This is a genomic window from Geodermatophilus sp. SYSU D00867, assembly GCF_054050315.1.
Window position 1 is genome coordinate 69,360 of the sequence record NZ_JBJGZC010000006.1, and the last position, 20,631, is coordinate 89,990.

A 20,631-nucleotide genomic window follows, 5' to 3' on the forward strand; every position below is an offset into this window, starting at 1 on the left:
GGGGAGATCCGCCCGCCTGCCCCTCCGGAGGTCACCCGGACCGGTCGACAACCGGTCCGGGTGGCGCCCGCACGGGCGTCCGGAGACCAGCGCCCGGCCTGCGACGCCGGCGCACCGGGAGGGGTCGGCACGTGGGTACGGGTACGCGCACGCGACATCACCGCTGGGCGGTCCGGGCGGCGGGCACGGCGGTCGCCGGGCTGGTCGTCCTCGGGCTGGCGCCGGGCACCGCGTCGGCCGCGCCGAGCGACGCCGAGATCGCCGCCGCCGAGGCCGCCCGCGACGCGGCCGCCGCGCAGGTCGGCGTGCTCAGCGCCCAGCTGGCCCAGGCCGAGGCCGCCGCCGCGGAGGCGCACCAGGCCGCGCAGATCGCGCTGCAGGACTACGAGGAGACGCAGGCCGCCTACGAGGCCGCCCGCACGGCCGCCGACGCCGCCACGGCCGCCGCCGCGCAGGCCGACGCCGACCTCGCCGAGGGCCGCACGCAGGTCGCCCGCCACGCCCGCACGGTCTACATGCAGGGCAGCACCGCGCCCGGCGCCACCGCGCTGCTCTCCGCCGCCGGCCCCGCCCAGCTGGTCGAGCGCGCCGCGCTGCTCGAGGCGGCCGGCACCCACCGCGTCGACGTCGTCGGCGAGCTGACCGTGCTGCAGGAGCAGGCCACCCAGGCCCAGCAGCAGGCGCAGACGGCGTCCGTGCAGGCCGAGACGCTGCAGGAGCAGGCCGCCCAGGCGCTGGCCGGCGCGCAGGCCCAGGAGACCGCCTCCCGCGAGCAGAGCGCCGCGCTCGCCGAGCAGCGCGACGCCGTCGCCGCACAGGCCGAGGCCGCCGGGCAGCAGGTGGCCGGCATGCAGGCGGAGCAGGACGCCGCCGAGGCCGCCGCCGCGGCCGCGGCCGCCCAGGCCGCCGCGGCCGCCCGCCAGGCGGCGGCCGCCTCGGCGAGCCAGGCCGCGCCGTCGCGCGGCCCGGCCGGCAGCTCGTCCTCCTCGTCGTCGTCCTCGTCGGGCTCGTCCTCGGGCTCGTCCTCGAGCCGCCCGTCGTCGGGCGGCTCGTCGTCGGGTGGGTCGTCGGGCGGGTCGTCGTCGGGCGGGTCGTCGAGCAGCAACCCGACGCCGCCGGCCACCACGACGGCCGGCGCGCCCTCCGGCTCGGCGGTGCAGACGGCCGTCGACGCGGCGCTGTCGCAGCGCGGCCTGCCCTACAGCTGGGGCGGTGGCGGCGCCAACGGCCCGTCCTACGGCATCCCGCCGGACACCCGGGTCTACGGCTTCGACTGCTCGGGGCTGACCGAGTACGCCTACGCCCAGGCCGGCATCCGGATCGGCGGCACCAGCCGCGACCAGTGGTGGCTCAACCGCGGCAAGACCGTCGCCCGGGCGGACCTGCGCGCCGGTGACCTGGTCTTCTGGGCCAACGGCAGCTCGTACCTGGACATCTACCACGTGGCGCTCTACATCGGCGACGGCAAGGTGGTGCAGGCGCCGCAGAGCGGCGACGTCGTCCGGGTGTCGTCGATGTGGTACGGCAGCGACTACTTCGGAGCCGTGCGGCCGACCGCCTGAGGGAGGACCTCGCTGCCCCCCGCCGCTCGCAGGCCCGCGGCGGGACCCTGCGGGGAGGCCACGGGGAGCGGACGGGGCGAGAGTTCGGGGCGTCGGGCAGCCACGGGGGGAGCTGCCCGACGCAGGGGCCACGCTAGCAGCAGGGGCCCCGGCGGGGCAGGGGGAAGACCCGGCGCGCCGCGGCCTTCGTCCTCCGATCGGCGCGTCGCCCGGCGCGTCGCGCGGAGCACCCCGGGACGGGCGCCCGGCGTGCCAGCGCGCACGGCGGTCGGACTCCCGGCCGCGTGTAGGACACTGGCTCGTGGGACGGGCGAGAGGCCCCGTCACCGGCCCCCGTGTCGCTCCCGTGACGCGTCCGGAGGCCGCGGACCGGCACGACAGGGAGCCCTGTGACCACCGCCGCCAGCACCCCGCTCGAGAAGCCCGCCGGCGCACCGGTCCCGCCCTCGGTGGACGCCGCGCTGCTGGAGCGCGCGCTGTTCGAGATCAAGCGGGTCATCGTCGGCCAGGACCGGCTGGTCGAGCGGATGCTGGTGGCCCTGCTCGCCCGCGGCCACGTGCTGCTCGAGGGCGTGCCCGGCGTCGCGAAGACCCTCGCCGTCGAGACGCTGGCCACCGTCGTCGGCGGGAAGTTCGCCCGCCTGCAGTTCACCCCCGACCTGGTGCCGGCCGACATCCTCGGCACCCGCATCTACAAGGCCGGGCAGGACGCCTTCGACACCGAGCTCGGCCCGGTGTTCGCCAACTTCGTCCTGACCGACGAGATCAACCGCGCGCCGGCGAAGGTGCAGTCGGCGCTGCTGGAGGTCATGGCCGAGCGGCAGGTCTCCATCGGCGGCGTCACCCACCCGCTGCCCGACCCGTTCCTCGTGCTGGCCACGCAGAACCCGATCGAGTCCGAGGGCGTCTACCCGCTGCCCGAGGCCCAGCGCGACCGCTTCCTCATGAAGGTGCTCGTCGACTACCCGACGCCGGAGGAGGAGCGCGAGATCATCTACCGGATGGGCGCGAACCCGCCGGTGCCCGAGACCGTCCTCGGCCCCGAGGACCTGCGCCGCATGCAGCGCACCGCCTCGCAGGTGTTCGTGCACCACGCGCTGGTCGACTACGTCGTCCGGCTCGTCGTCGCCACCCGGCAGCCGCGCGAGCACGGCATGGACGACGTCGCCTCGTGGGTCTCCTACGGCGCGAGCCCGCGCGCCTCGCTCGGCCTGATCGCCGCCAGCCGGGCGCTGGCGCTGGTCCGCGGCCGCGACTACGTGCTGCCGCAGGACGTCCTCGACGTCACCACCGACGTGCTGCGCCACCGGCTGGTGCTGTCCTACGACGCGCTGGCCGACGGCGTGCCCGCCGACCACGTGGTCAAGCGGATCCTGCAGACGGTGCCGCTGCCCCAGGTCACCCCGCGGCAGCGGGCCGGCGGCTTCGGCCCGGCCGCGCCGGGCGGGCCGCAGGTGCCGCCGCCGGGGGCGCCGCAGTACGGCCCGCCGCCGGGCGGTCCGCAGGGCCCCTACGGGCCCGGCTTCCCGCCCGCCCCGCAGCCCCAGCCCGGCGGCCCGGTCCCCAACGGCCAGCCCCCGCACGGCGCGTCCGCCCACGGCTCCTCCCCGCAGGCCCGGACCGGCAACGGCCAGGCGCCCCAGGCTCCCGGCGGCAACGGGCACGTCCCGGGGACCCCGCAGGCGTGAGACTGCGGCGCGGCCGGGCGCGGACCGGGGAGGACCCGGCCGCGCCCGCCGACGAGCCCGACGCCGGCGCCCCTGCCGTAGCGACGGCCGACCCCGACGGCGACCTGCCGCACTTCGGCGAGGGCCCGGCCGACGTGCTGCTGCAGCGGCTGGAGCTCACCGTCCGCCGGCGCCTGGACGGGCTGCTGCAGGGCGACCACCTCGGTCTGGTGCCCGGCTCCGGCAGCGAGGCCGGCGACTCCCGGACCTACCACCCCGGCGACGACGTCCGGCGCATGGACTGGCCGGTGACCGCCCGCACGCAGGTGCCGCACGTCCGCGAGACGATCGCCGACCGCGAGCTGGAGACCTGGGCGGTGGTCGACCTCTCGGCCAGCCTCGACTTCGGCACCGGCAACTGCGACAAGCGGGACCTCGCGATCGCCGGGCTCGCCGCGGTCAGCCACCTCACGGTGCGCGGTGGCAACCGGCTCGGCGCCGTCGTCACCACCGGCGAGCGGGTCGACCGGTACCCGGCGCAGGCGGGGCGGCTGGCCGCCGACCGGCTGCTGCGCGCCGTCGTCGCCACCCCGCGGGCCACGACCGGCCGCCGCGGCGACCTGGCCGCCGCGCTGGAGACGCTGCGCCGCCCGCCGCGCCGCCGCGGGCTGGTGGTCGTCGTCTCCGACTTCCTCGGCGACCTGGACTGGGAGCGCCCGCTGCGGGGTCTGGGCGCCCGGCACGAGCTGCTGGCCATCGAGGTGGTCGACCCGCGCGAGCTGGAGCTGCCCGACGTCGGCCCGCTGACCGTCGTCGACCCGGAGACCGGGCAGACGCTCGAGGTGCCCACCGGCGACCCGCGCTTCCGCGCCCGCTTCGCCGAGGCCGCGGCCGAGCAGCGGCGGGCGATCGCCGCCTCGCTGCGCCGCGCCGGGGCCGGGCACCTGCAGCTGCGCACCGACCGCGACTGGGTGATGGACGTCGTCCGGTTCGTCGCCGACCGGCGGCGCGCCGGCAGCGGCGGGGCGTCCCGGTGAGCTCCCCCCGCACCACGAGAGAGGCCCGCCCGTGAGTTTCCAGTCACCGCTGTGGCTGATCGCGCTCGTCCCCGTCGTCGCGCTGGCGGTCCTCTACGTCGTCCGCCAGCTGCGCCGCCGGGTGTACGCGGCGCGGTTCTCCCAGACCGGGCTGGCGCAGAGCCTGCTGCCCAAGCGGGCCGGCTGGGTGCGGCACGTCGCGTTCGGCCTGACGCTGACCGCGCTGCTGGGGCTGGTGCTGTCGCTGGCGCAGCCGAGCACCGAGGTCCGGGTGCCCCGGGAGACCGCGACCGTCGTCCTCGCGCTGGACGTCTCGCTGTCGATGCAGGCCGAGGACATCGAGCCCAGCCGGTTCGAGGCGATGAAGGACGCCGCCAGCGACTTCGTCGACATCCTCCCGGAGCGGATCAACCTGGGGCTGGTGTCGTTCTCCGGCACCGCCTCGACGCTGGTGGCACCGACCACCGACCGCGAGCAGGTGCGCGGCGCGATCCAGAACCTGGAGCTGTCGGAGGCGACGGCGATCGGCGAGGCCATCTTCACCTCGCTGACCACGATCACCACGTTCCAGTCGACGCTCGACGTCGAGGACCCCGAGCAGCTGCCGCCGGCGCGGATCCTGCTGCTGTCCGACGGCTACAACACCGTGGGCCGGGAGAACACGCAGGCCATCGCGGCGGCGCAGGCGGCCGAGGTGCCGGTGTCGACGATCGCGTTCGGCACCGACTACGGCTCGATCGAGATCGGCGGCGAGGTGACGCCGGTGCCGATCGACCGCGACGCGCTGCGGCAGATCGCCGACGAGACCGGCGGGCAGTACAACGAGGCGCGCAGCCGCGCCGAGCTCGAGGCGGTCTACGACGACCTCGGCAGCCAGATCGGCTACACCACCGAGCCGCGGGACGTCTCGTACTGGTTCGTCCGCGTCGCCACGCTGCTGCTGGCGTGCGGGCTGGGCCTCGCGGCCTGGCGCCTGCAGCGCCTCTTCTGACGGACCGGGCCGGGGAGGGCACCCTCCCCGGCCCGGGGCCCTACTCGGTCGGGTCGAGGACGAGCTTGCCGGCGGTGCGGCGGGACAGGATGTCCTGGTGCGCCTCGCGGACGGCGGTCAGCGGGTAGCGGCCGCCGCCGACCGGCTTGAGCGCCCCGTCGGCGGTGAGCTGGAGCAGCTCGGTCATGGCGTCGTCGAGCATGGCCGGGCGGCTGAAGCAGTGCGCCAGCCAGAAGCCGACGACCGCGCGGCTGGTGCCCATGAGCGACGGCGCCTGCACCGGCTTCGGCGGGCGACGGCCGGCCATGCCGTAGGCCACGAGCCGGCCGAACGGCGCCAGCGCGGACAACGAGCCGTCGAAGACGTTGCCGCCGGTCATCTCCAGGACGACGTCGACCCGCTTGCCGCCGTTGGCCTCGCGCAGCGCGGCGGTGAACGTCTTCGGGTCGTCGTCGGCCAGCGCCGGGTCGACGGTGGCGTCGGCGCCGAGCTCCTCGGCCAGCGCGCGCTTCTCCGGGCTGGAGGCGGTCGCGACGACCCGCCCGGCGCCCCACCGCTTGGCCAGCTGGACGGCCAGCGAGCCGACCCCGCCGGCGCCGGCGATGACGACGACCGACTCGCCCGCGGCCAGGTGCGCGCTGGTGCGCAGCAGGTGCCAGGCGGTGGTGCCCTGCAGCACGAGGGCGAGGGCCTGCTCGTCGGTGACGGCGTCGGGCACCGGCCAGGTCAGCCGCGGGTTGGCGACGACCTTCTCCGCGTAGCCGCCGCCGTCGAGCAGGCCGACGACGCGCTCGCCGCCGCCCACCGGCCGGCCGACGAACTCCGCGCCCGGGATCAGCGGCAGCGTCTGCGGGGCGAGGTAGCTGTCCTCGGTCTGGTGGGTGTCGGCGTAGTTCACGCCGGCCGCGCTCACCTCGTAGAGCTGCTGGCCGTCGCCGGGGACGGGGTCGGGGAGGTCGACGACGTCGAGGACCTCGGGGCCGCCGAAGCGGGTGATCTGCACGGCACGCATGCAGCTGAGGCTATGGCGTGGGCCCGGCCGACCGTGAACGGCGGCGGCCGGCCCCGGGAGCGCCCGGGCCTGCTCCGCCGGCCTACCTCCCCTCGGTGCGGGTAGGTGTCCGGCATGTCCGACTTCGAGATCACCGCCCTCGTCCTGGCCGAGCACGAGGTCTTCCGGCGGGAGTTCTCGGCGCTCGAGGACCTGTCCGGCCAGGAGCTCGCCGCGGCGTGGGAGGCCCTGCACGCCAAGCTCGAGGTCCACGCCGTCGCCGAGGAGCAGCTGTTCTACCCGCTGCTCGCGCAGGAGGCGGACGGCGAGCAGGAGACGGCGGAGGGCGTGCACGACCACAACGAGATCCGGCACGCCGCGGCCGCCGTCGGGGAGCACGAGGTCGGCAGCGAGGCCTGGTGGGAGGCGGTGCGCACCGCGCGGCAGGTCAACGCCGACCACATGGCCGAGGAGGAGACGGACTTCTTCCCCTCGTTCAAGGAGGCCGTCGACGACGAGCAGCGGGAGGCCCTCGGGATGCGCTGGCTGGCGTTCCACGACGAGCACGAGCAGGCCGAGGGGCTGTCCGGCGAGGACGCGGAATTGGCCGAGGTGGTCGCGACCGAGGTGCCGGAGGGTGATCCGTCCCTCTGAGCGCGCCGCTCCTCGTCCGGGCGGCCGGCTGTCCGGCCGGACCCCGGGTCGCGGATCCGGCGACTGCTGGTCGGTGCGGACTCCTCGTCCCAGTGGCCACCGACCCGGGCGACCGCACCCCGGCTGTCGGCTGACCGTCTCCGTCGGGTCGCGTGGGCCGGAGCCGTGAGGTCAGCCGCAGGACAGCCGTCGGCGGGTCGTCGGCGTGGTCCGCGCCGGCCGCGCCCACCTCGTGGAGCTGCTGGCCCTCGCCGGGGACGGGGTCGGGGAGGTCGACGACGTCGAGGACCTCGGGGCCGGCGGAGCGGGTGATCCGCACGGCTCGCGTGCCCATGAGGCCCGGGGCGTCCGCGGCCGGTCGTGCTGCCGGTGGGCGGCCGGCCCGCCGGGTGAGGCGGGCCGGCCGGGACCTCACGTCATCGAGCGGTCTGCGCCTCCCGGCGCGGGAGCACCCAGTCGGGCCGCACGTAGTGGCAGGTGTAGCCCCACGGGTACTTCTGCAGGTAGTCCTGGTGCTCCTCCTCGGCCTCCCAGAACGGGCCGGCCGGCGACACCTCCGTCACGACCTTCCCGGGCCACAGGCCCGAGGCGTCGACGTCGGCGATCGTGTCGAGGGCGACGCGTCGCTGCTCCTCGCTCGTGTAGAAGATCGCCGAGCGGTAGCTCCGGCCCACGTCGTTGCCCTGCCGGTCCACCGTCGTGGGGTCGTGGATCTGGAAGAAGAACTCCAGGAGCTCCCGGAACGAGATCACGTCGGGGTCGAAGACGATCTCGACCGCCTCGGCGTGGTCGCCGTGGTCGCGGTACGTGGCGTTCGGGGTGTCGCCGCCGGAGTACCCGACGCGGCTCGAGAGCACCCCCGGGCGCTTGCGCAGCAGGTCCTGCGCGCCCCAGAAGCAGCCGCCGGCGAGGATCGCGGTCTCGGTGGTCACGTGTGCCTCCCTCTGAGTCAGGCCAGAGGCTGAACACCGCGACCGGGGCTGGTCTTCCCACCGGCTCCCGTGGCCGGGAGCCGGTGGGGAGACCAGCCCGGAACGGCGACGGGGTCAGGAGCGGATGAACTCGAGCAGGTCGGCGTTGATCGTCTCGGCCTGCGTCGTCGGCATGCCGTGCGGGAAGCCGGCGTAGGTCTTCAGCGTCCCGTTCTGGAGGAGCTCCGCGGACCGCGGCCCCGAGTTCTCGTACGGGACGACCTGGTCGTCGTCGCCGTGCATCACGAGGACCGGAACCGTGATCTTGCGCAGGTCGTCGGTGAAGTCGGTCTGGGAGAAGGCGACGACGCCGTCGTGGTGGGCCTTCGCGCCGCCCGTCATCCCCTGGCGCCACCAGTTGGCGATGATCGCCTCCGACGGTTCGGCGCCCGGCCGGTTGAACCCGTAGAACGGCCCCGACGGCAGGTCGCGGTAGAACCGGGACCGGTTGGTGGCGACCTGGGTCTGGATGTCGTCGAACACGCTCTTCGGCAGGCCGCCGGGGTTGGCGTCGGTCCGCACCATGAGCGGCGGCACCGCGCTGATCAGCACGGCCTTGGCGACGCGCTCCTCGCCGTGCCGGCCGAGGTAGCGCGCGACCTCGCCGCCGCCGGTCGAGTGGCCGACGTGCACCGCGTCGTGCAGGTCGAGGTGCGCCGTCAGCGCGGCCAGGTCGTCGGCGTAGTGGTCCATGTCGTGCCCGTCGCCGGTCTGGGTCGAGCGGCCGTGCCCGCGCCGGTCGTGCGCGATGACCCGGTAGCCCTGGGCCAGGAAGAACATCATCTGCGCGTCCCAGTCGTCGGCCGACAGCGGCCAGCCGTGGCTGAAGACGACCGGCTGACCGGAGCCCCAGTCCTTGTAGAAGATCTCGGTGCCGTCGTCGGTCGTGATCGTGCCCATGTCGTGCCTCCGTCGGTCTCGCGGGGGTGGCGGGTCCGCAGGTGGATCGCCCGGGTGCGACCTCATCCCAGCCGGAGTCGGTGGTCGGCGAGCGGCCGCGGTGGGGCGGTTCGGTGAACTCGGTGGTCGACGGGGCCGCGGCGTCGCCCGCTGCCACGGGCCCCGGGGTCAGTCCTCCGGCCGCCACAGGGTGGTGGGGCCGCCCGCACGAGCGCAACCCCCGCGGCGCCGGAGCCGGCGCCCGGCGGGTCGACCGGTGCGCCGGTTCAGGTGACGGGCAGCGCGACCAGACGGGCGGCCAGCTCGGCGTTGCGGCGGAGGAACGGCGTCCACCCGGCCGGCGCGCGGGTCCCCGACGAGGCGCGGGTGCAGGGCTCCTGGTCCCAGCCGCGCACCCGGCCACCCCGGATGCGCAGCCGCACGAGCACCTCGCCCGTCCAGCCGGTGACGTCGCCGTCGGCCTGCTCCCCGGGCGCGGTGACCCGCTGCGGCGCGACCACCCACTGCACGGCCTCGATCTCCTCCTGCAGCCGGGCCGCGGCCTCGTAGGCCTGCGCCGCGGCCGCGGCGTCCCGCCGGGCGCCCAGCGCCGCCAGCGCGGCGGCGACCGCTCCCGGCTCGCGGTCGAGCACGGCCGTCAGCGCGGCGGCGAGCTCCGGGAGGGAGGCGTCCTGCGCGCCCCGCAGCCGCGCCAGCTCCCGCTCGCCGGCGCTCCGGCCGGGGCCGGCGTGGGCGAGCGGGTACACGCGGGACAGCCCGGAGACGGCCGACCGCACCCTGCGGCGGCCGAGGTAGGGGCCGAAGTGGCGCACTCCCGGCCCGGGCCGGGCGTCGGAGACGACGTCGAGGCGCGGCGCGTCCGCCGAGGGGTCCAGCCGGATCCGCACGGGGACCTCCAGGCCCCCGGGGATCCGGTTCCACGGGGGCAGCGAGCGCTCGAGCAGGTTGCGCTCGGCCCACGCGGCCTCGTGCACGGAGTCGCAGACGAGCGCCTCGACCCGGGCGACCCGGCCCACCATCCGCCGCAGGTGGCGGCGGTCGCGCAGGTCGCCCCAGTAGGAGCCGACGCGGGAGCGCAGGTGCGTGGCCCGGCCGACGTAGAGGACGCGCCCGACGCCGTCCCGGAAGCGGTACACGCCAGGAGCGGCCGGCAGCACGGCGACGGCGTCCGGTCGGGCGGGCACGCGCCCATGGTGCGCGCGCCGTCTCCGCGGGCGGCGGCGCCGCGCCCCACCCGCCCCGGCCGCCACACCCGTCACGCCGGAGTCCGCGTGCGGGGTGTGCGCCACCGGGCGCCGGGCGGTTGCGCCGCTGTGGTTGGCTCGACGGTCGGGAACGACCGAGGAGGCCCCCATCCCCGCTGACCGGATCCTGGAGGCGGCGACGCGGATCGCCGACCTGCTGCTCGACGTCCAGACGACGGTGAACGCGCAGATCGACGCCACGCTCGCCGACCTGCTGCCCGGCGTCCAGCGGCAGGTGGGCGTCTCGGCGGCGGACGGCGCCGACCTGTCCGGCCTGGTGAACGCGCGGATCACCGGCCTGAGCGTCGTCGTCACCCCCGCGGCGGTGGCCACCGTCGTCCCGCTGTCGCCGGAGTCGGCCGCGACGACCCGCGCCGCGCGGGCCGCGGTCACCGACGTCCTCACCGGCGCCGACGACCGCCTCGTCGTCATCGCCGGCCCCTGCTCGGTGCACGACCCCGCCGCCGCGCTGGAGTACGCCGCCTTCCTCGGCCGCATGCGGGCGCGGCACGGCGACGACCTCGAGATCCTCATGCGGACCTACACGGAGAAGCCGCGGACCGAGGTGGACTGGAAGGGCTTCGCCTACGACCCGTTCCTCGACGGGTCCAACCGGATCAGCGTCGGCCTGGTCGCCACCCGGATGCTCATGTGCCGCATCACCGGCATGGGCGTCCCCGTCGCCGCCGAGCCGCTCAACGCGCTCACGCCGCAGTACGTCAACGGGCTGGTCACCTACAACGGCGTCGGCGCGCGCAACGTCACCGACCAGACCGCCCGCGAGCGGGTGTCGGGCTTCTCGTCCGTGGTGGGCTTCAAGAACTCGCCCGAGGGGAGCGTCGACTCCGCCATCCAGGCCGTCGTCACCGCGCGCGCCCCGCACGAGTTCCTCGGCGTCGACCACCACGGGGTCTCGGCGCAGCTGTCGACCACCGGCAACGACACCGGCCACGTCATCCTGCGCGGCACCAAGGACGGCCCCAACTACTCGGCGGCGCACGTCGCCGAGGTGAAGCGGAAGCTCGCCGCGCGCGGGCTGCCGGAGGTGGTCGTCGTCGACGCCTCCCACGGCAACAGCCAGAAGGACCACCGCCGCCAGCCCGCGGTCGTGGGCGACCTGGCCGGGCAGGTCGCCGGCGGGGAGCGGGCGATCCGCGGCGTGATGATCGAGTCCAACCTCGCCGAGGGCCGGCAGGACCTCGACCGCGAGCACCCCGAGCGGCTCGAGTACGGCGTGAGCGTCACCGACGCCTGCGTCGACCCGGCGACGACGGAGGCCCTGCTGGCCGAGCTGGCCGCCGCCGTCCGGTCCCGCCGCGGCACCGCCTGACCGGGCGCGCGCCGAGGGGCCTGGCCGTCCCCGCCCCGGGCGGGCACCATCCCTGCCCACGGCGGGGCTCGCGGTCCTGCCCGGAGGACGGAGGTGGCCGGTGACCGCAGGGACCGTCGACCGGATCGGCGTCGTCGGCGCCGGGATCGTGGGCCTGGCGGTCGCCCGCCGGCTGGCCGAGCTCCGGCCCGACCTGCACGTCACGGTCGTGGACAAGGAGGACGACGTCGCCGTCCACCAGACCGGCCACAACAGCGGCGTGGTGCACGCCGGGCTGTACTACGCGCCCGGCTCGCTCAAGGCGCGGCTGTGCACCCGCGGCCGCGGCCTGCTGCGCGACTTCTGCGCCGAGCACGGCCTGGCCTACGACGAGTGCGGCAAGCTCGTCGTCGCCCGCCGCGACGACGAGCTGCCCGCCCTGGACGAGATCGAGCGGCGGGCCACCGCGAACGGGGTGCCCGGCCTGCGCCGGCTGTCCGCCGAGGGGCTGCGCGAGGTCGAGCCGGAGGCGGCCGGCGTCGCGGCGCTGCACTCGCCGCACACCGCGATCGTCGACTTCCGCGCCGTCGCCCGGGCCATGGCCGGCGACCTGCGGGACAAGGGCCACGACGTCTGGCTCGGCTTCGAGGTCACCGCGGTGCTGCCGCAGGTCGGCGGGGGAGTGGTGGTGTCCTCCGGCCGCGAGGCCTTCGCGGTCGACCGGCTGGTGGTCTGCGCCGGGCTGCAGAGCGACACGGTGTCCCGGCTGGCGGGGGACGACGCGGGCCCGGCGATCGTGCCGTTCCGCGGCGAGTACTTCCGGCTGGTGCCCGAGCGCGAGCACCTGGTCCGCGGGCTGATCTACCCGGTGCCCGACCCCCGGTACCCCTTCCTCGGCGTGCACTTCACCCGCCGGGTCGGCGGCGGGGTCGACGTCGGGCCCAACGCCGTCCTCGCGTTCGCCCGCGAGGGCTACCGGCGCCGCGACGTCCGGCCGGCCGAGCTGCTGCGGACGCTCACCTGGCCCGGCATGCGCCCGCTGGCCCGGCAGCACTGGCGCACGGGCGTGGCCGAGTTCCGCGGGTCGCTGTCCCGCCGGGTGTTCCTCGCCGCGGCCCGGGAGTTCGTGCCCGCGCTGACCGACGACGACGTGGTGCGCGCCCCCGCCGGCGTCCGCGCCCAGGCCGTCGACCGGGACGGCAGCCTGGTCGACGACTTCCGCGTCCACCGGCTCGGCCCGGTCGTCACCGTCCGCAACGCGCCCTCGCCGGCGGCCACCTCCTCGCTGGCGATCGGCGAGCACGTGGCCGAGCGGGTCCTCGCCGACGACGGGGACTGACCGGTCAGCCGCGGTCGCGCGGCACGGGAGGAGCGGCCGGCAGCAGGAAGCCCGCCGCGGCGACGGCCAGGCAGGTCGGGCAGAGCAGGGAGAGCCCGTCGTGCGGGCACGCGGACCGCCGGTTCGCCACCTCCAGCCGGTGCACCAGCCAGCGCGCCCACGCCCGCTCCCACCAGGACGGCACGACGCCGATCCTCAGCGCCCGGGCCCGGTCACGGGCGCGGTCCCGGGCGGGCGGACCGGGCCGGCCGGGGACGGCGTCGCGGGGCTCCGCCCGGTCGGGGACGTGTCGGGCCGGCGGACGGGGGAGCGGGGCACGGCGCCTCCTCCGGCGCGACGTCGCCGGCGCGCCTCAGGCCGGTCGGTGCCCGCCGCGGGCCGCGGCGGGACGCCCCGGGAGTGCTCCGTGCCGGAACGCGAGGAGGACCCTCGGGCGAGCCCGGGGTGTTGTCAAGGTCACACCGCGCGCCGGTCGGCGGGGGCCGGGCGGGCGACGCGCCCCCTCCCCCGCGACCCGCGGACCTCGACGGCGCGGGACGGACCGCTGGCCGATCCGGAACGTGGACCGCAGTCCGGGCGCCACCGCGGCGGCCGCGCGAGGCGCTGCCGCGCGCGGCCGCCGACGTCCCCGCCCGCCTCGCCGCCGGACGCGCACCGCAGGAACCGCCCGCCCGAGCAACGGAGAGCCGCCCGTGAGGATCTCGATCGACCCGTCGCTGTGCCAGGGGCACGGCCGCTGCTACGACCTCGCGCCGGACCTGTTCGGCGCCGACGACGAGGGCTACTCACCGAGAGCGCGGTCGGCCGGCAGGAGGAGAGCACGGGGGCGTTCTGCCACTCGCTGGTCGACGCCCTGGAGGGCCGGGACGTCGTCGACGCCGCCGCCGACCACGCGCAGCACATCCCGGTGCGGGTCATCGCCGACCTGCTCGGCTTCCCGCCGGAGGACGGCCCGCGGTTCCGGCAGTTCGTCGAGAACGCGCTCGAGGGCATCGACCTGCCGCCCGAAGAGCGCCTCGCGCGCAGCAGCTCCCTGTTCGAGTACCTGCTCGCGCAGATCCAGGACCACCTCGAGCACCCGCGCGAGGACCTCACCGCTCACCTGCTCGAGGTCGAGCTGTACGGCCGCCGGCTCGAGCCCGCGCACGTCGCCGGGACGATGGCGCTGCTGCTCATCGCCGGCATCGACACCACCTGGAGCGCGATCGGCGCCTCGCTGTGGCACCTCGCCGGCCACCCCGACGACCGGCGCCGGCTGGTCGCCGAGCCGGGCTGCGGCCCACCGCCGTCGAGGAGTTCCTCCGCGCCTACGCCCCGGTCACCGTGGCGCGCCTGGTCGAGGAGGACGTGACCTGGCGCGGCGTGGAGACGCGGGCCGAGGACCGGTTGCTGCCGTCCTTCCCGGCGGCCGACCGCGACCCCGCGCGGTTCGAGCGGGCCGACGAGGTGGTCGTCGACCGGCAGGCCAACCGGCACGCCGCCTTCGGCCTGGGCATCCACCGCTGCGTCGGCTCGCACCTGGCGCGGACGGAGATGCGGGTGGCGCTCGACGTCTGGCTCGACCGGGTGCCCGAGTCCTCGCTGGCCGACCCGGCGGCGGTGCGCTGGTCCACCGGCCAGATCCGCGGCCGCCGCTCGCTGTCGCTGCGCGTCGGCTGAGGACCCGCCCGGCCCGCGGCGCCGCCGTCGCGGCTCAGACCTCGACGGCGGTGCCGCAGACGCCGCAGACCTCGAGCCGCCGGCGCCGCCAGCGGGCGACCGGCACGAAGAACACGCTCAGCTGGCGGAACTGCCGCACCCGCGCCCACCGGGTGGTGTTGCCGCACCGCGGGCAGGTGCGCACCTCCCCCGGGCCGAGGTCCTGCTGCCGCGTGCCGAACCCGAAGAGGAGGAACACCCGTCCAGCGTAGGTGGGGCCCGGGGCCGGGGAGCCGCGCCGACCCGGCCGTGGGACCGTGGAGGGATGGTCCGGGTCGGTCTGGTGCTGGGTGGCGGCGGCGTGGTGGGGCAGGCCTACCACGCGGGCGTGCTGGCGGTGCTGCAGCACGACGTCGGCTTCGACGCCCGCACCGCCGACGTCGTCGTCGGCACCTCCGCCGGGTCGATCACCGGCACCCTGCTGCGGGCCGGCGTCTCGCCGGAGGACCTCGCCGCGTGGACGGTCAGGGCGCCGCTGTCCGGCGACGACGACGTGCTGCGCACCATGGCCGAGACCGCCGTCCCCGAGCTCGCGCCGTTCCGCCCGCTCGACGTGCTCCGCCGGCCGATGCGCGTGCCCGGCCCGCACCTGGTCGCGCGGGCGCTGGCCCGCCCGTGGCGGTTCCGCCCGCTGACCGCCGGCATGACGCTGCTCGCCCCGGGCCGGCACGACATCGTGTCCCAGCTGGGGGCGCTGCGCGAGGTCGAGGGCCCGACGTGGCCCGAGCGCGACCTGTGGATCACCGCCGTGCGCCGGCGGGACGGGCGCCGCGTCGTCTTCGGCCGGCCCGGGGCGCCGCCGGCGCCGGTGCACCTGGCGGTCGCCGCGTCCTGCGCGGTGCCCGGCTACTTCGCCCCCGTGCAGATCGGCCGGCACGCCTACGTCGACGGCGGGGTGCACTCCGCGACCAACGCCGCCGTGCTGCGCCGCGCCGGGGTGGACGTCGTCGTCGTGCTGGCGCCGATGAGCGGCTCGCCGGGCTGGCGCCAGGACTTCACCGCCGCCATGCGCCGGTACTCCCAGCGGCGACTGGACCGGGAGGTGCGGGCCCTGCGCGCGGCCGGGATCCGGACCGTCGTGTTCACCCCCGGCGCGGCCGAGCAGGAGGTCATGGGCGCGGACCTCATGTCCGGCGAGCGCGTCCACGAGGTGCTCCAGCAGTCGTTCTTCCAGGCCGGCGTGCACGCCGCGACGCCCGGGGTGGCCGCGGTGCTGCGGGAGGCGTCCGACCGCGACCCGGTGTGACCTGCGCCCAGCGACTAGGTTCGGCACCTGACAACGTCGCCGGTGGCCAGGGGGTCGAGCGTGGGCAGGTCGGTGCTGGTGACCGGCGGCAACCGGGGGATCGGGCTGGCGATCGCCCGCTCCTTCGCCGAGCAGGGCGACTCGGTGGCGGTCACCCACCGCGGCAGCGGCGCCCCCGACGGGCTGTTCGGCGTGCAGTGCGACGTCACCGACGCCGCGGCCGTCGACCGGGCGTTCACCGAGGTCGAGGAGCAGCAGGGGCCGGTCGAGGTGCTGGTGAGCAACGCCGGCATCACCCGCGACGGGCTGCTCATGCGGATGAAGGAGGACGACTTCGCCGACGTCCTCGACGCCAACCTCACCGCCGCCTACCGGGTGGCCAAGCGCGCCTCGGCGAAGATGGTGCGCGCCCGGTTCGGCCGCATGGTGTTCGTCAGCTCCGTCGTCGGGCTGCTCGGCTCGGCCGGCCAGACCAACTACGCGGCGAGCAAGGCGGGCCTGGTGGGCCTGGCCCGCTCGATCGCCCGCGAGCTCGGCAGCCGCAACGTGACCGCGAACGTCGTCGCGCCCGGGTTCGTGCGCACCGACATGACCGCGGAGCTGCCGGAGAAGCGGCAGCAGGAGATCCTCGCGCAGGTGCCGCTGGGCCGGTACGCCGAGGCAGACGAGATCGCCGCCGTCGTCCGCTTCCTGGCGAGCGACGCGGCCGGATACGTCACCGGGGCGGTCGTCCCGGTCGACGGCGGACTGGGGATGGGGCACTGATGAGCGGCATTCTCGAGGGCAAGAAGGTCCTCGTCACCGGCGTGCTGACCGAGGCGTCGATCGCCTTCGCCACCGCGCGGATCGCGCAGGAGCAGGGCGCCACGGTCGTGCTGTCCAACTTCGGGCGCGCGCTGTCGTTGTGCCAGCGGATCGCCAAGCGGCTGCCGCAGGAGGCTCCGGTCGTCGAGCTCGACGTGACGGACACCGAGCACCTGGCCTCGCTCGCCGACCGGCTGCGCGAGGCCGGCTTCGACACCCTCGACGGCGTGGTGCACTCCATCGGCTTCGCGCCGCAGGAGGCCATGGGGGAGGGCTTCCCCGAGGTCGCCTGGGAGCACGCCGCGACGGCGTTCCAGGTGTCGTCGTGGTCCTACGCCTCGCTGACCCAGGCCTGCCGGCCGCTGCTGGCCGACCCGTCCTCGGTCGTCGGGCTCACCTTCGACGCCTCCGTCGCCTGGCCGGTCTACGGCTGGATGGGCGCGGCCAAGGCGGCGCTGGAGTCGGTCAGCCGCTATCTCGCCCGCGAGCTCGGGCCCGAGGGCGTGCGGTCCAACATCGTCGCCGCCGGCCCGCTGCGCAGCATGGCCATGAAGTCCATCCCCGGCAGCGCCCAGTTCGAGGAGGCCTGGGAGGGCCGCGCCCCGCTGGGCTGGTCGGTCACCGACACCGAGCCCGCCGGCAAGGCCGTCGTCGCCCTGCTGTCGGACTGGTTCCCCGCCACCACCGGCGAGATCGTGCACGTCGACGGCGGGTTCCACGCCGTGGGCGTGTGAACGGTCACAGAGCCACGCAGTGGGCGTCTGACCGCATCCGATCCGCCCCGTAGCACCGAAGGACGTCCGTGCCCCGCGCCACCGTCGACATCAACCCCGGCCAGCGTCCCGACGAGGACCCCTCGCTGGCCGTCCGCAACAACGGGGGGACGCCGCCCGCGGCGGCGCCCGCCCCGGCCGGCCGCCGCGAGGCGCTGCTGGTCCTGTCCTTCGGCGGCCCCCGCGGCCACGACGACGTCATGCCGTTCCTGGAGAACGTCACCCGCGGCCGCGGCGTCCCGCGCGAGCGGCTGCTCGACGTCGCCGAGCACTACCACCACTTCGGCGGCGTGAGCCCGATCAACGAGCAGAACGAGGCGCTGGTCGCCGCGATCCGCGAGGACCTCGCCGCCAACGACGTCGACATGCCCGTGTACTGGGGCAACCGCAACTGGGACCCCTACGTCGAGGACGTCTGGCAGCAGATGACCGACGACGGGATCGAGCACGTCTACGTGCTGGCGACGTCGGCCTACGCCTCCTACTCCGGGTGCCGGCAGTACCACGAGGACGTCGCCCGGGCCCGGATCGCCACCGGCGGCGGCCCGACGGCGGAGAAGCTGCCGCACTACTTCGACACCCCCGGCTTCGTGCGCGCCAACGCCGACGCCCTCGCCGCCGCGCTCGCGCAGCTGCCCGAGGAGCACCGCGCCACCGCCCGCCTGGTGGCGACGGCGCACTCCATCCCCGACGCGATGGCCGACCTCGCCGGCCCCGACGGGCACGCCTACGAGGCCGAGCTGCTGGCCGCCGCGCGCGCCGTCGTCGACGCCGTCGAGCCGGGCCGCGACCTCGACCTGGTCTGGCAGTCCCGCAGCGGCCCGCCGTCGGTGCCGTGGCTGGAGCCCGACGTCAACGACCACCTGCGCGCGCTGCACGAGAACGGCGAGACGGCGGTCGTGCTGTTCCCGATCGGGTTCGTCAGCGACCACCTCGAGGTGATCTGGGACCTCGACAACGAGGCCGAGGAGACCGCCGGGGAGCTCGGGCTGGCGTTCGTCCGGGCTGCGACGGCGGGCACCCACCCGGCGTTCGTCGCGATGGTCCGCGAGCTGCTGCAGGAGCGGCGCGCGGGCGGCGAGCCGCGGCTGGGCACGAACTGCCCCGCGGCGTGCTGCTTCGTCCGTCGCCCTGCCGGGCGACCCCGCGACCAGGAGCCGTCCCCGGCGTGAGTCGAGCCCCGGTCGGGGAGCCTCCGGCCCCCGCGACCGGTGCACCGCCCGGCCGTTGACGGGGCGCCCGTCCGCGAGTAGACCGTCGGTCCACCGGGGGCCGGACGAGGACGGTGTGCCGTGGTCGAGGTCGCTCCCGCCAACGCCGCGCAGCTGCACGCGTGGGACGGCGCGCAGGGCGCGTACTGGGCCGCGCAGGCCGACCGCTTCGACCGGTCGGTCGCCCGCTACGACGCCGCGTTCCTCGCCGCGGCCGACCTGCGGCCGGGGGACCGGGTCCTCGACGTCGGCTGCGGCACCGGCCGGACGACGCGGGAGGCCGCACGCCGCACCGGGTCCGCGCTCGGCGTCGACCTGTCCTCGGCGATGCTCGAGGTCGCCCGGCGCCGCGCCGCCGACGAGGGGCTGACCGGCGCCCGGTTCGAGCAGGCCGACGCCCAGGTGGCCGCCTTCCCGCCGGCCGCCTTCGACGTGGCGATCAGCCGCACCGGCGCGATGTTCTTCGCCGACCCGGTGGCCGCGCTGGCCAACGTCGGCCGGGCGCTCGTCCCCGGCGGCCGGCTGGTCCTGCTCGTGTGGCAGGCGGCCGAGGCCAACGAGTGGATCACCGAGATCACCGGGGCCCTGGCCGCCGGCCGCCCGCTGCCGGCACCGCCCCCGGGTGCGCCGGGCCCGTTCTCCCTCGCCGACCCCGCGCGGATCCACGAGGTGCTCACCGCCGCGGGTCACCGTCAGGTGGAGGTCGAGGGTCTGGCCGAGCCGGAGTGGTGGGGTGCCGACGCCGACGAGGCGCTGACCTTCGTGCTCGGCCTCGCCGGCTGGATGCTCGACGGGCTCGACCCGGCCACCCGGGACCGCGCGGTGGCCGACCTGCGGCGCCGGCTCGAGGCCCACGCCGGTCCCGGCGGCGTCGAGCTCGGCTCTGCCGCCTGGTTGGTGACGGCCCGCCGGCCCTAGCGCCGGACGGGGCCCGCCCCCCGGCCGTGGCGGCGGCCCGCCGGGAGCACGGCTACGGGCGCGGGACCGCGTTGTACGCGGCGACGGTCGCCTCGCGGACGGCGGTGGCCAGCGGGCGCAGCGCCTCGTCGCGGGCGGCGGCCTGGCCGTGGGTGACCGCGCCGCCGGGGGCGTCGGTGAGCGCGAGGTCCAGCACCCGCGCCAGCCGCTGCGCCCGGGCGAGCACCGAGGAGGCCAGCGGGTCGGTGTCCGGCGGCAGCTCCGGGGCGCGGGCGCTGCCCAGGCCGGCCAGGAGCGCCGGCACCTCGGGGTTCCAGCGGGCGAGGTCGAGTGCGGCGAGGGTGCGGGCGGCGTCGCCCACGGCGAGGTCCAGCGCCCCCGAGACCGCGCGCAGCGAGCCCTCGACCGGCGGCGGCGCGGGCGGGACGCCGGTCAGGTCGACCGCCGTCCACGCGGTGACCTCCGGGCCGAGGTCCTCCGGCACCAGCGCGACGGCGTCGCCGACCGCCACCTGCCCCGCCTCCAGTGCCAGCGCGGCCAGGCCCGGTGCGGACGGCACGCCGCGGACGTCGCCGGGCACCGGCAGCACCAGCCGCAGCCGCCGCTCGCCCAGGCCGCGCAGCGCGGTCAGCGCCCAGCCGAGGGGGACGGCGCCGGCGGTGCCGGGCAGGCCGGTGACGCGGTGCGCGCGGTCGTCGGTCAGCGCGTCCAGCGCGTCGTCGTAGGAGGCGCGGCCGGACAGCCACGCGGTCGCCCAGACGGCGAACCGCCCGGCGGGGAGGTCGTGGAGCACCCAGCGAGGCTACGTCGGCCGCGTCCCGGGGGCCCGGGGACGCCGGGTGGTCTGGGAGACTGGGGACGTGGCTGCGTGGGTGCTCTGGCTGGTCGCCTCGGGCCTGTTCGTCGCGGGCGAGGTGGCCAGCCTCGACCTGGTCCTGCTGATGTTCGCCGGCGGCGCGCTGGGCGGGGCCGTGGTGGCGCTGGCGGGCGGGTCGCTCGCCTTCCAGATCGTGGCGTTCATCGCCGTCTCGGTGTTCCTGCTGGCGAGCGTGCGGCCCGCGGCGAAGGCGCACCTGGAGAACCGGACGCCGAGGCACGTCGACGGCGTGCAGGCCCTCGTCGGCCGCACCGCCACGGTGACCCGGGAGGTCGGTCGTTCCAGTGGCCGCATCCGGGTGGGCGCCGACGAGTGGACCGCCCGCACCGACTACGGCGAGGAGAGCTTCCCCGTCGGCGCCACCGTGCGGATCCTCCAGGTCGACGGCGCGACCGCCGTGGTCGGCGAGGCGCTCGAGCTCTGAGCCCGCGCGCCGGGG

General features: G+C 76.6%; 21 protein-coding genes and 1 pseudogene. 15 read left to right on the forward strand and 7 right to left on the reverse strand.

Going from position 1 to position 20,631, the window contains the following annotated elements:
• The first annotated feature begins 131 nt into the window (after nt 1–131).
• From ACI8AK_RS07245 to ACI8AK_RS07260, 4 genes are all read left to right on the forward strand, one after another.
• Complete coding sequence (locus ACI8AK_RS07245; RefSeq protein ID WP_456955652.1) at nt 132–1,562, forward strand: C40 family peptidase; 1,431 nt, start codon at nt 132–134, stop codon at nt 1,560–1,562.
• A 389-nt stretch (nt 1,563–1,951) separates the two neighbouring features.
• Entirely contained in the window at nt 1,952–3,250 is a 1,299-nt protein-coding gene (locus tag ACI8AK_RS07250) for an AAA family ATPase (RefSeq protein ID WP_456955654.1), read from the forward strand.
• The gene (locus ACI8AK_RS07255) at nt 3,247–4,266 is read left to right on the forward strand and encodes a DUF58 domain-containing protein (RefSeq protein WP_387989718.1); all 1,020 of its coding nucleotides are present in this window, start codon (nt 3,247–3,249) and stop codon (nt 4,264–4,266) included. The genes ACI8AK_RS07250 and ACI8AK_RS07255 overlap by 4 nt, the downstream gene beginning before the upstream one ends.
• 31 nt (nt 4,267–4,297) lie before the next feature.
• A complete protein-coding gene (locus tag ACI8AK_RS07260) occupies nt 4,298–5,257 on the forward strand; it encodes a VWA domain-containing protein (protein WP_456902970.1) in 960 nt (319 codons plus the stop codon).
• A gap of 40 nt (nt 5,258–5,297) precedes the next feature.
• Here ACI8AK_RS07260 and ACI8AK_RS07265 read toward each other — a convergent pair whose 3' ends face one another.
• Nucleotides 5,298–6,269, reverse strand: a complete 972-nt coding sequence (locus tag ACI8AK_RS07265) for a quinone oxidoreductase family protein (RefSeq protein ID WP_387989723.1) — start codon at nt 6,267–6,269, stop codon at nt 5,298–5,300.
• A gap of 114 nt (nt 6,270–6,383) precedes the next feature.
• Here ACI8AK_RS07265 and ACI8AK_RS07270 point away from each other — a divergent pair, with 114 nt between their 5' ends.
• A complete protein-coding gene (locus ACI8AK_RS07270; RefSeq protein WP_387989726.1) occupies nt 6,384–6,902 on the forward strand; it encodes a hemerythrin domain-containing protein in 519 nt (172 codons plus the stop codon).
• 416 nt (nt 6,903–7,318) lie between these two features.
• Here the strand turns inward: ACI8AK_RS07270 and msrA are convergent, their stop codons facing one another.
• The 3 genes from msrA to ACI8AK_RS07285 all read right to left on the reverse strand — a co-directional run bounded on the left by msrA (nt 7,319) and on the right by ACI8AK_RS07285 (nt 9,957).
• Nucleotides 7,319–7,834, reverse strand: a complete 516-nt coding sequence (gene msrA, locus ACI8AK_RS07275; protein WP_387989729.1) for a peptide-methionine (S)-S-oxide reductase MsrA — start codon at nt 7,832–7,834, stop codon at nt 7,319–7,321.
• Nucleotides 7,835–7,948: 114 nt separating this feature from the next.
• Nucleotides 7,949–8,773 carry an alpha/beta fold hydrolase gene (locus ACI8AK_RS07280; RefSeq protein WP_456955656.1) on the reverse strand — a complete coding sequence of 275 codons (825 nt, stop codon included), beginning with the start codon at nt 8,771–8,773 and terminating at the stop codon, nt 7,949–7,951.
• Nucleotides 8,774–9,039: 266 nt separating this feature from the next.
• Nucleotides 9,040–9,957, reverse strand: a complete 918-nt coding sequence (locus ACI8AK_RS07285; protein ID WP_456955657.1) for a hypothetical protein — start codon at nt 9,955–9,957, stop codon at nt 9,040–9,042.
• Nucleotides 9,958–10,051: 94 nt separating this feature from the next.
• Between ACI8AK_RS07285 and ACI8AK_RS07290 the strand changes: the two genes are divergently transcribed.
• Nucleotides 10,052–11,347, forward strand: coding sequence for a 3-deoxy-7-phosphoheptulonate synthase (locus tag ACI8AK_RS07290; RefSeq protein WP_456955659.1), 1,296 nt, complete (start codon nt 10,052–10,054; stop codon nt 11,345–11,347).
• 100 nt (nt 11,348–11,447) lie between these two features.
• Nucleotides 11,448–12,665: an L-2-hydroxyglutarate oxidase gene (gene lhgO, locus ACI8AK_RS07295; protein ID WP_456955661.1), complete on the forward strand. Its 1,218-nt coding sequence runs from the start codon at nt 11,448–11,450 to the stop codon at nt 12,663–12,665.
• 4 nt (nt 12,666–12,669) lie between these two features.
• Here the strand turns inward: lhgO and ACI8AK_RS07300 are convergent, their stop codons facing one another.
• Complete coding sequence (locus ACI8AK_RS07300) at nt 12,670–12,849, reverse strand: hypothetical protein (protein WP_387989744.1); 180 nt, start codon at nt 12,847–12,849, stop codon at nt 12,670–12,672.
• Between the two features lie 508 nt (nt 12,850–13,357).
• On the opposite strand from ACI8AK_RS07300, the pseudogene ACI8AK_RS07305 reads away from it, so the two are divergent.
• Nucleotides 13,358–13,411, forward strand: a pseudogene (locus ACI8AK_RS07305) (ferredoxin); the annotation flags it as partial.
• Nucleotides 13,412–13,988: 577 nt separating this feature from the next.
• Entirely contained in the window at nt 13,989–14,324 is a 336-nt protein-coding gene (locus tag ACI8AK_RS07310; RefSeq protein WP_456955663.1) for a cytochrome P450, read from the forward strand.
• A gap of 34 nt (nt 14,325–14,358) precedes the next feature.
• Here the strand turns inward: ACI8AK_RS07310 and ACI8AK_RS07315 are convergent, their stop codons facing one another.
• A complete protein-coding gene (locus ACI8AK_RS07315; RefSeq protein WP_387989747.1) occupies nt 14,359–14,562 on the reverse strand; it encodes a zinc-ribbon domain-containing protein in 204 nt (67 codons plus the stop codon).
• A gap of 66 nt (nt 14,563–14,628) precedes the next feature.
• Here ACI8AK_RS07315 and ACI8AK_RS07320 point away from each other — a divergent pair, with 66 nt between their 5' ends.
• The 5 genes from ACI8AK_RS07320 (at nt 14,629) to ACI8AK_RS07340 (ending at nt 19,315) form a co-directional block, all read left to right on the forward strand.
• Nucleotides 14,629–15,609 carry a patatin-like phospholipase family protein gene (locus tag ACI8AK_RS07320; protein WP_456955665.1) on the forward strand — a complete coding sequence of 327 codons (981 nt, stop codon included), beginning with the start codon at nt 14,629–14,631 and terminating at the stop codon, nt 15,607–15,609.
• A 60-nt stretch (nt 15,610–15,669) separates the two neighbouring features.
• Entirely contained in the window at nt 15,670–16,374 is a 705-nt protein-coding gene (fabG, locus tag ACI8AK_RS07325; RefSeq protein WP_387989753.1) for a 3-oxoacyl-ACP reductase FabG, read from the forward strand.
• On the forward strand, nt 16,374–17,147 hold the full coding sequence (gene fabI / locus ACI8AK_RS07330) for an enoyl-ACP reductase FabI (RefSeq protein WP_387989756.1): 774 nt from the start codon (nt 16,374–16,376) through the stop codon (nt 17,145–17,147). Before fabG ends, fabI begins: the two co-directional genes overlap by 1 nt.
• Before the next feature lie 68 nt (nt 17,148–17,215).
• On the forward strand, nt 17,216–18,358 hold the full coding sequence (locus tag ACI8AK_RS07335) for a ferrochelatase (RefSeq protein WP_456955667.1): 1,143 nt from the start codon (nt 17,216–17,218) through the stop codon (nt 18,356–18,358).
• Between the two features lie 120 nt (nt 18,359–18,478).
• Complete coding sequence (locus ACI8AK_RS07340) at nt 18,479–19,315, forward strand: class I SAM-dependent methyltransferase (RefSeq protein ID WP_387989761.1); 837 nt, start codon at nt 18,479–18,481, stop codon at nt 19,313–19,315.
• Between the two features lie 52 nt (nt 19,316–19,367).
• On the opposite strand, the gene ACI8AK_RS07345 is transcribed toward ACI8AK_RS07340, so the two are convergent.
• The gene (locus ACI8AK_RS07345) at nt 19,368–20,108 is read right to left on the reverse strand and encodes a hypothetical protein (protein WP_387989764.1); all 741 of its coding nucleotides are present in this window, start codon (nt 20,106–20,108) and stop codon (nt 19,368–19,370) included.
• A gap of 67 nt (nt 20,109–20,175) precedes the next feature.
• Here ACI8AK_RS07345 and ACI8AK_RS07350 point away from each other — a divergent pair, with 67 nt between their 5' ends.
• On the forward strand, nt 20,176–20,616 hold the full coding sequence (locus ACI8AK_RS07350) for an NfeD family protein (protein ID WP_387989767.1): 441 nt from the start codon (nt 20,176–20,178) through the stop codon (nt 20,614–20,616).
• The last annotated feature ends 15 nt before the right edge of the window (nt 20,617–20,631 follow it).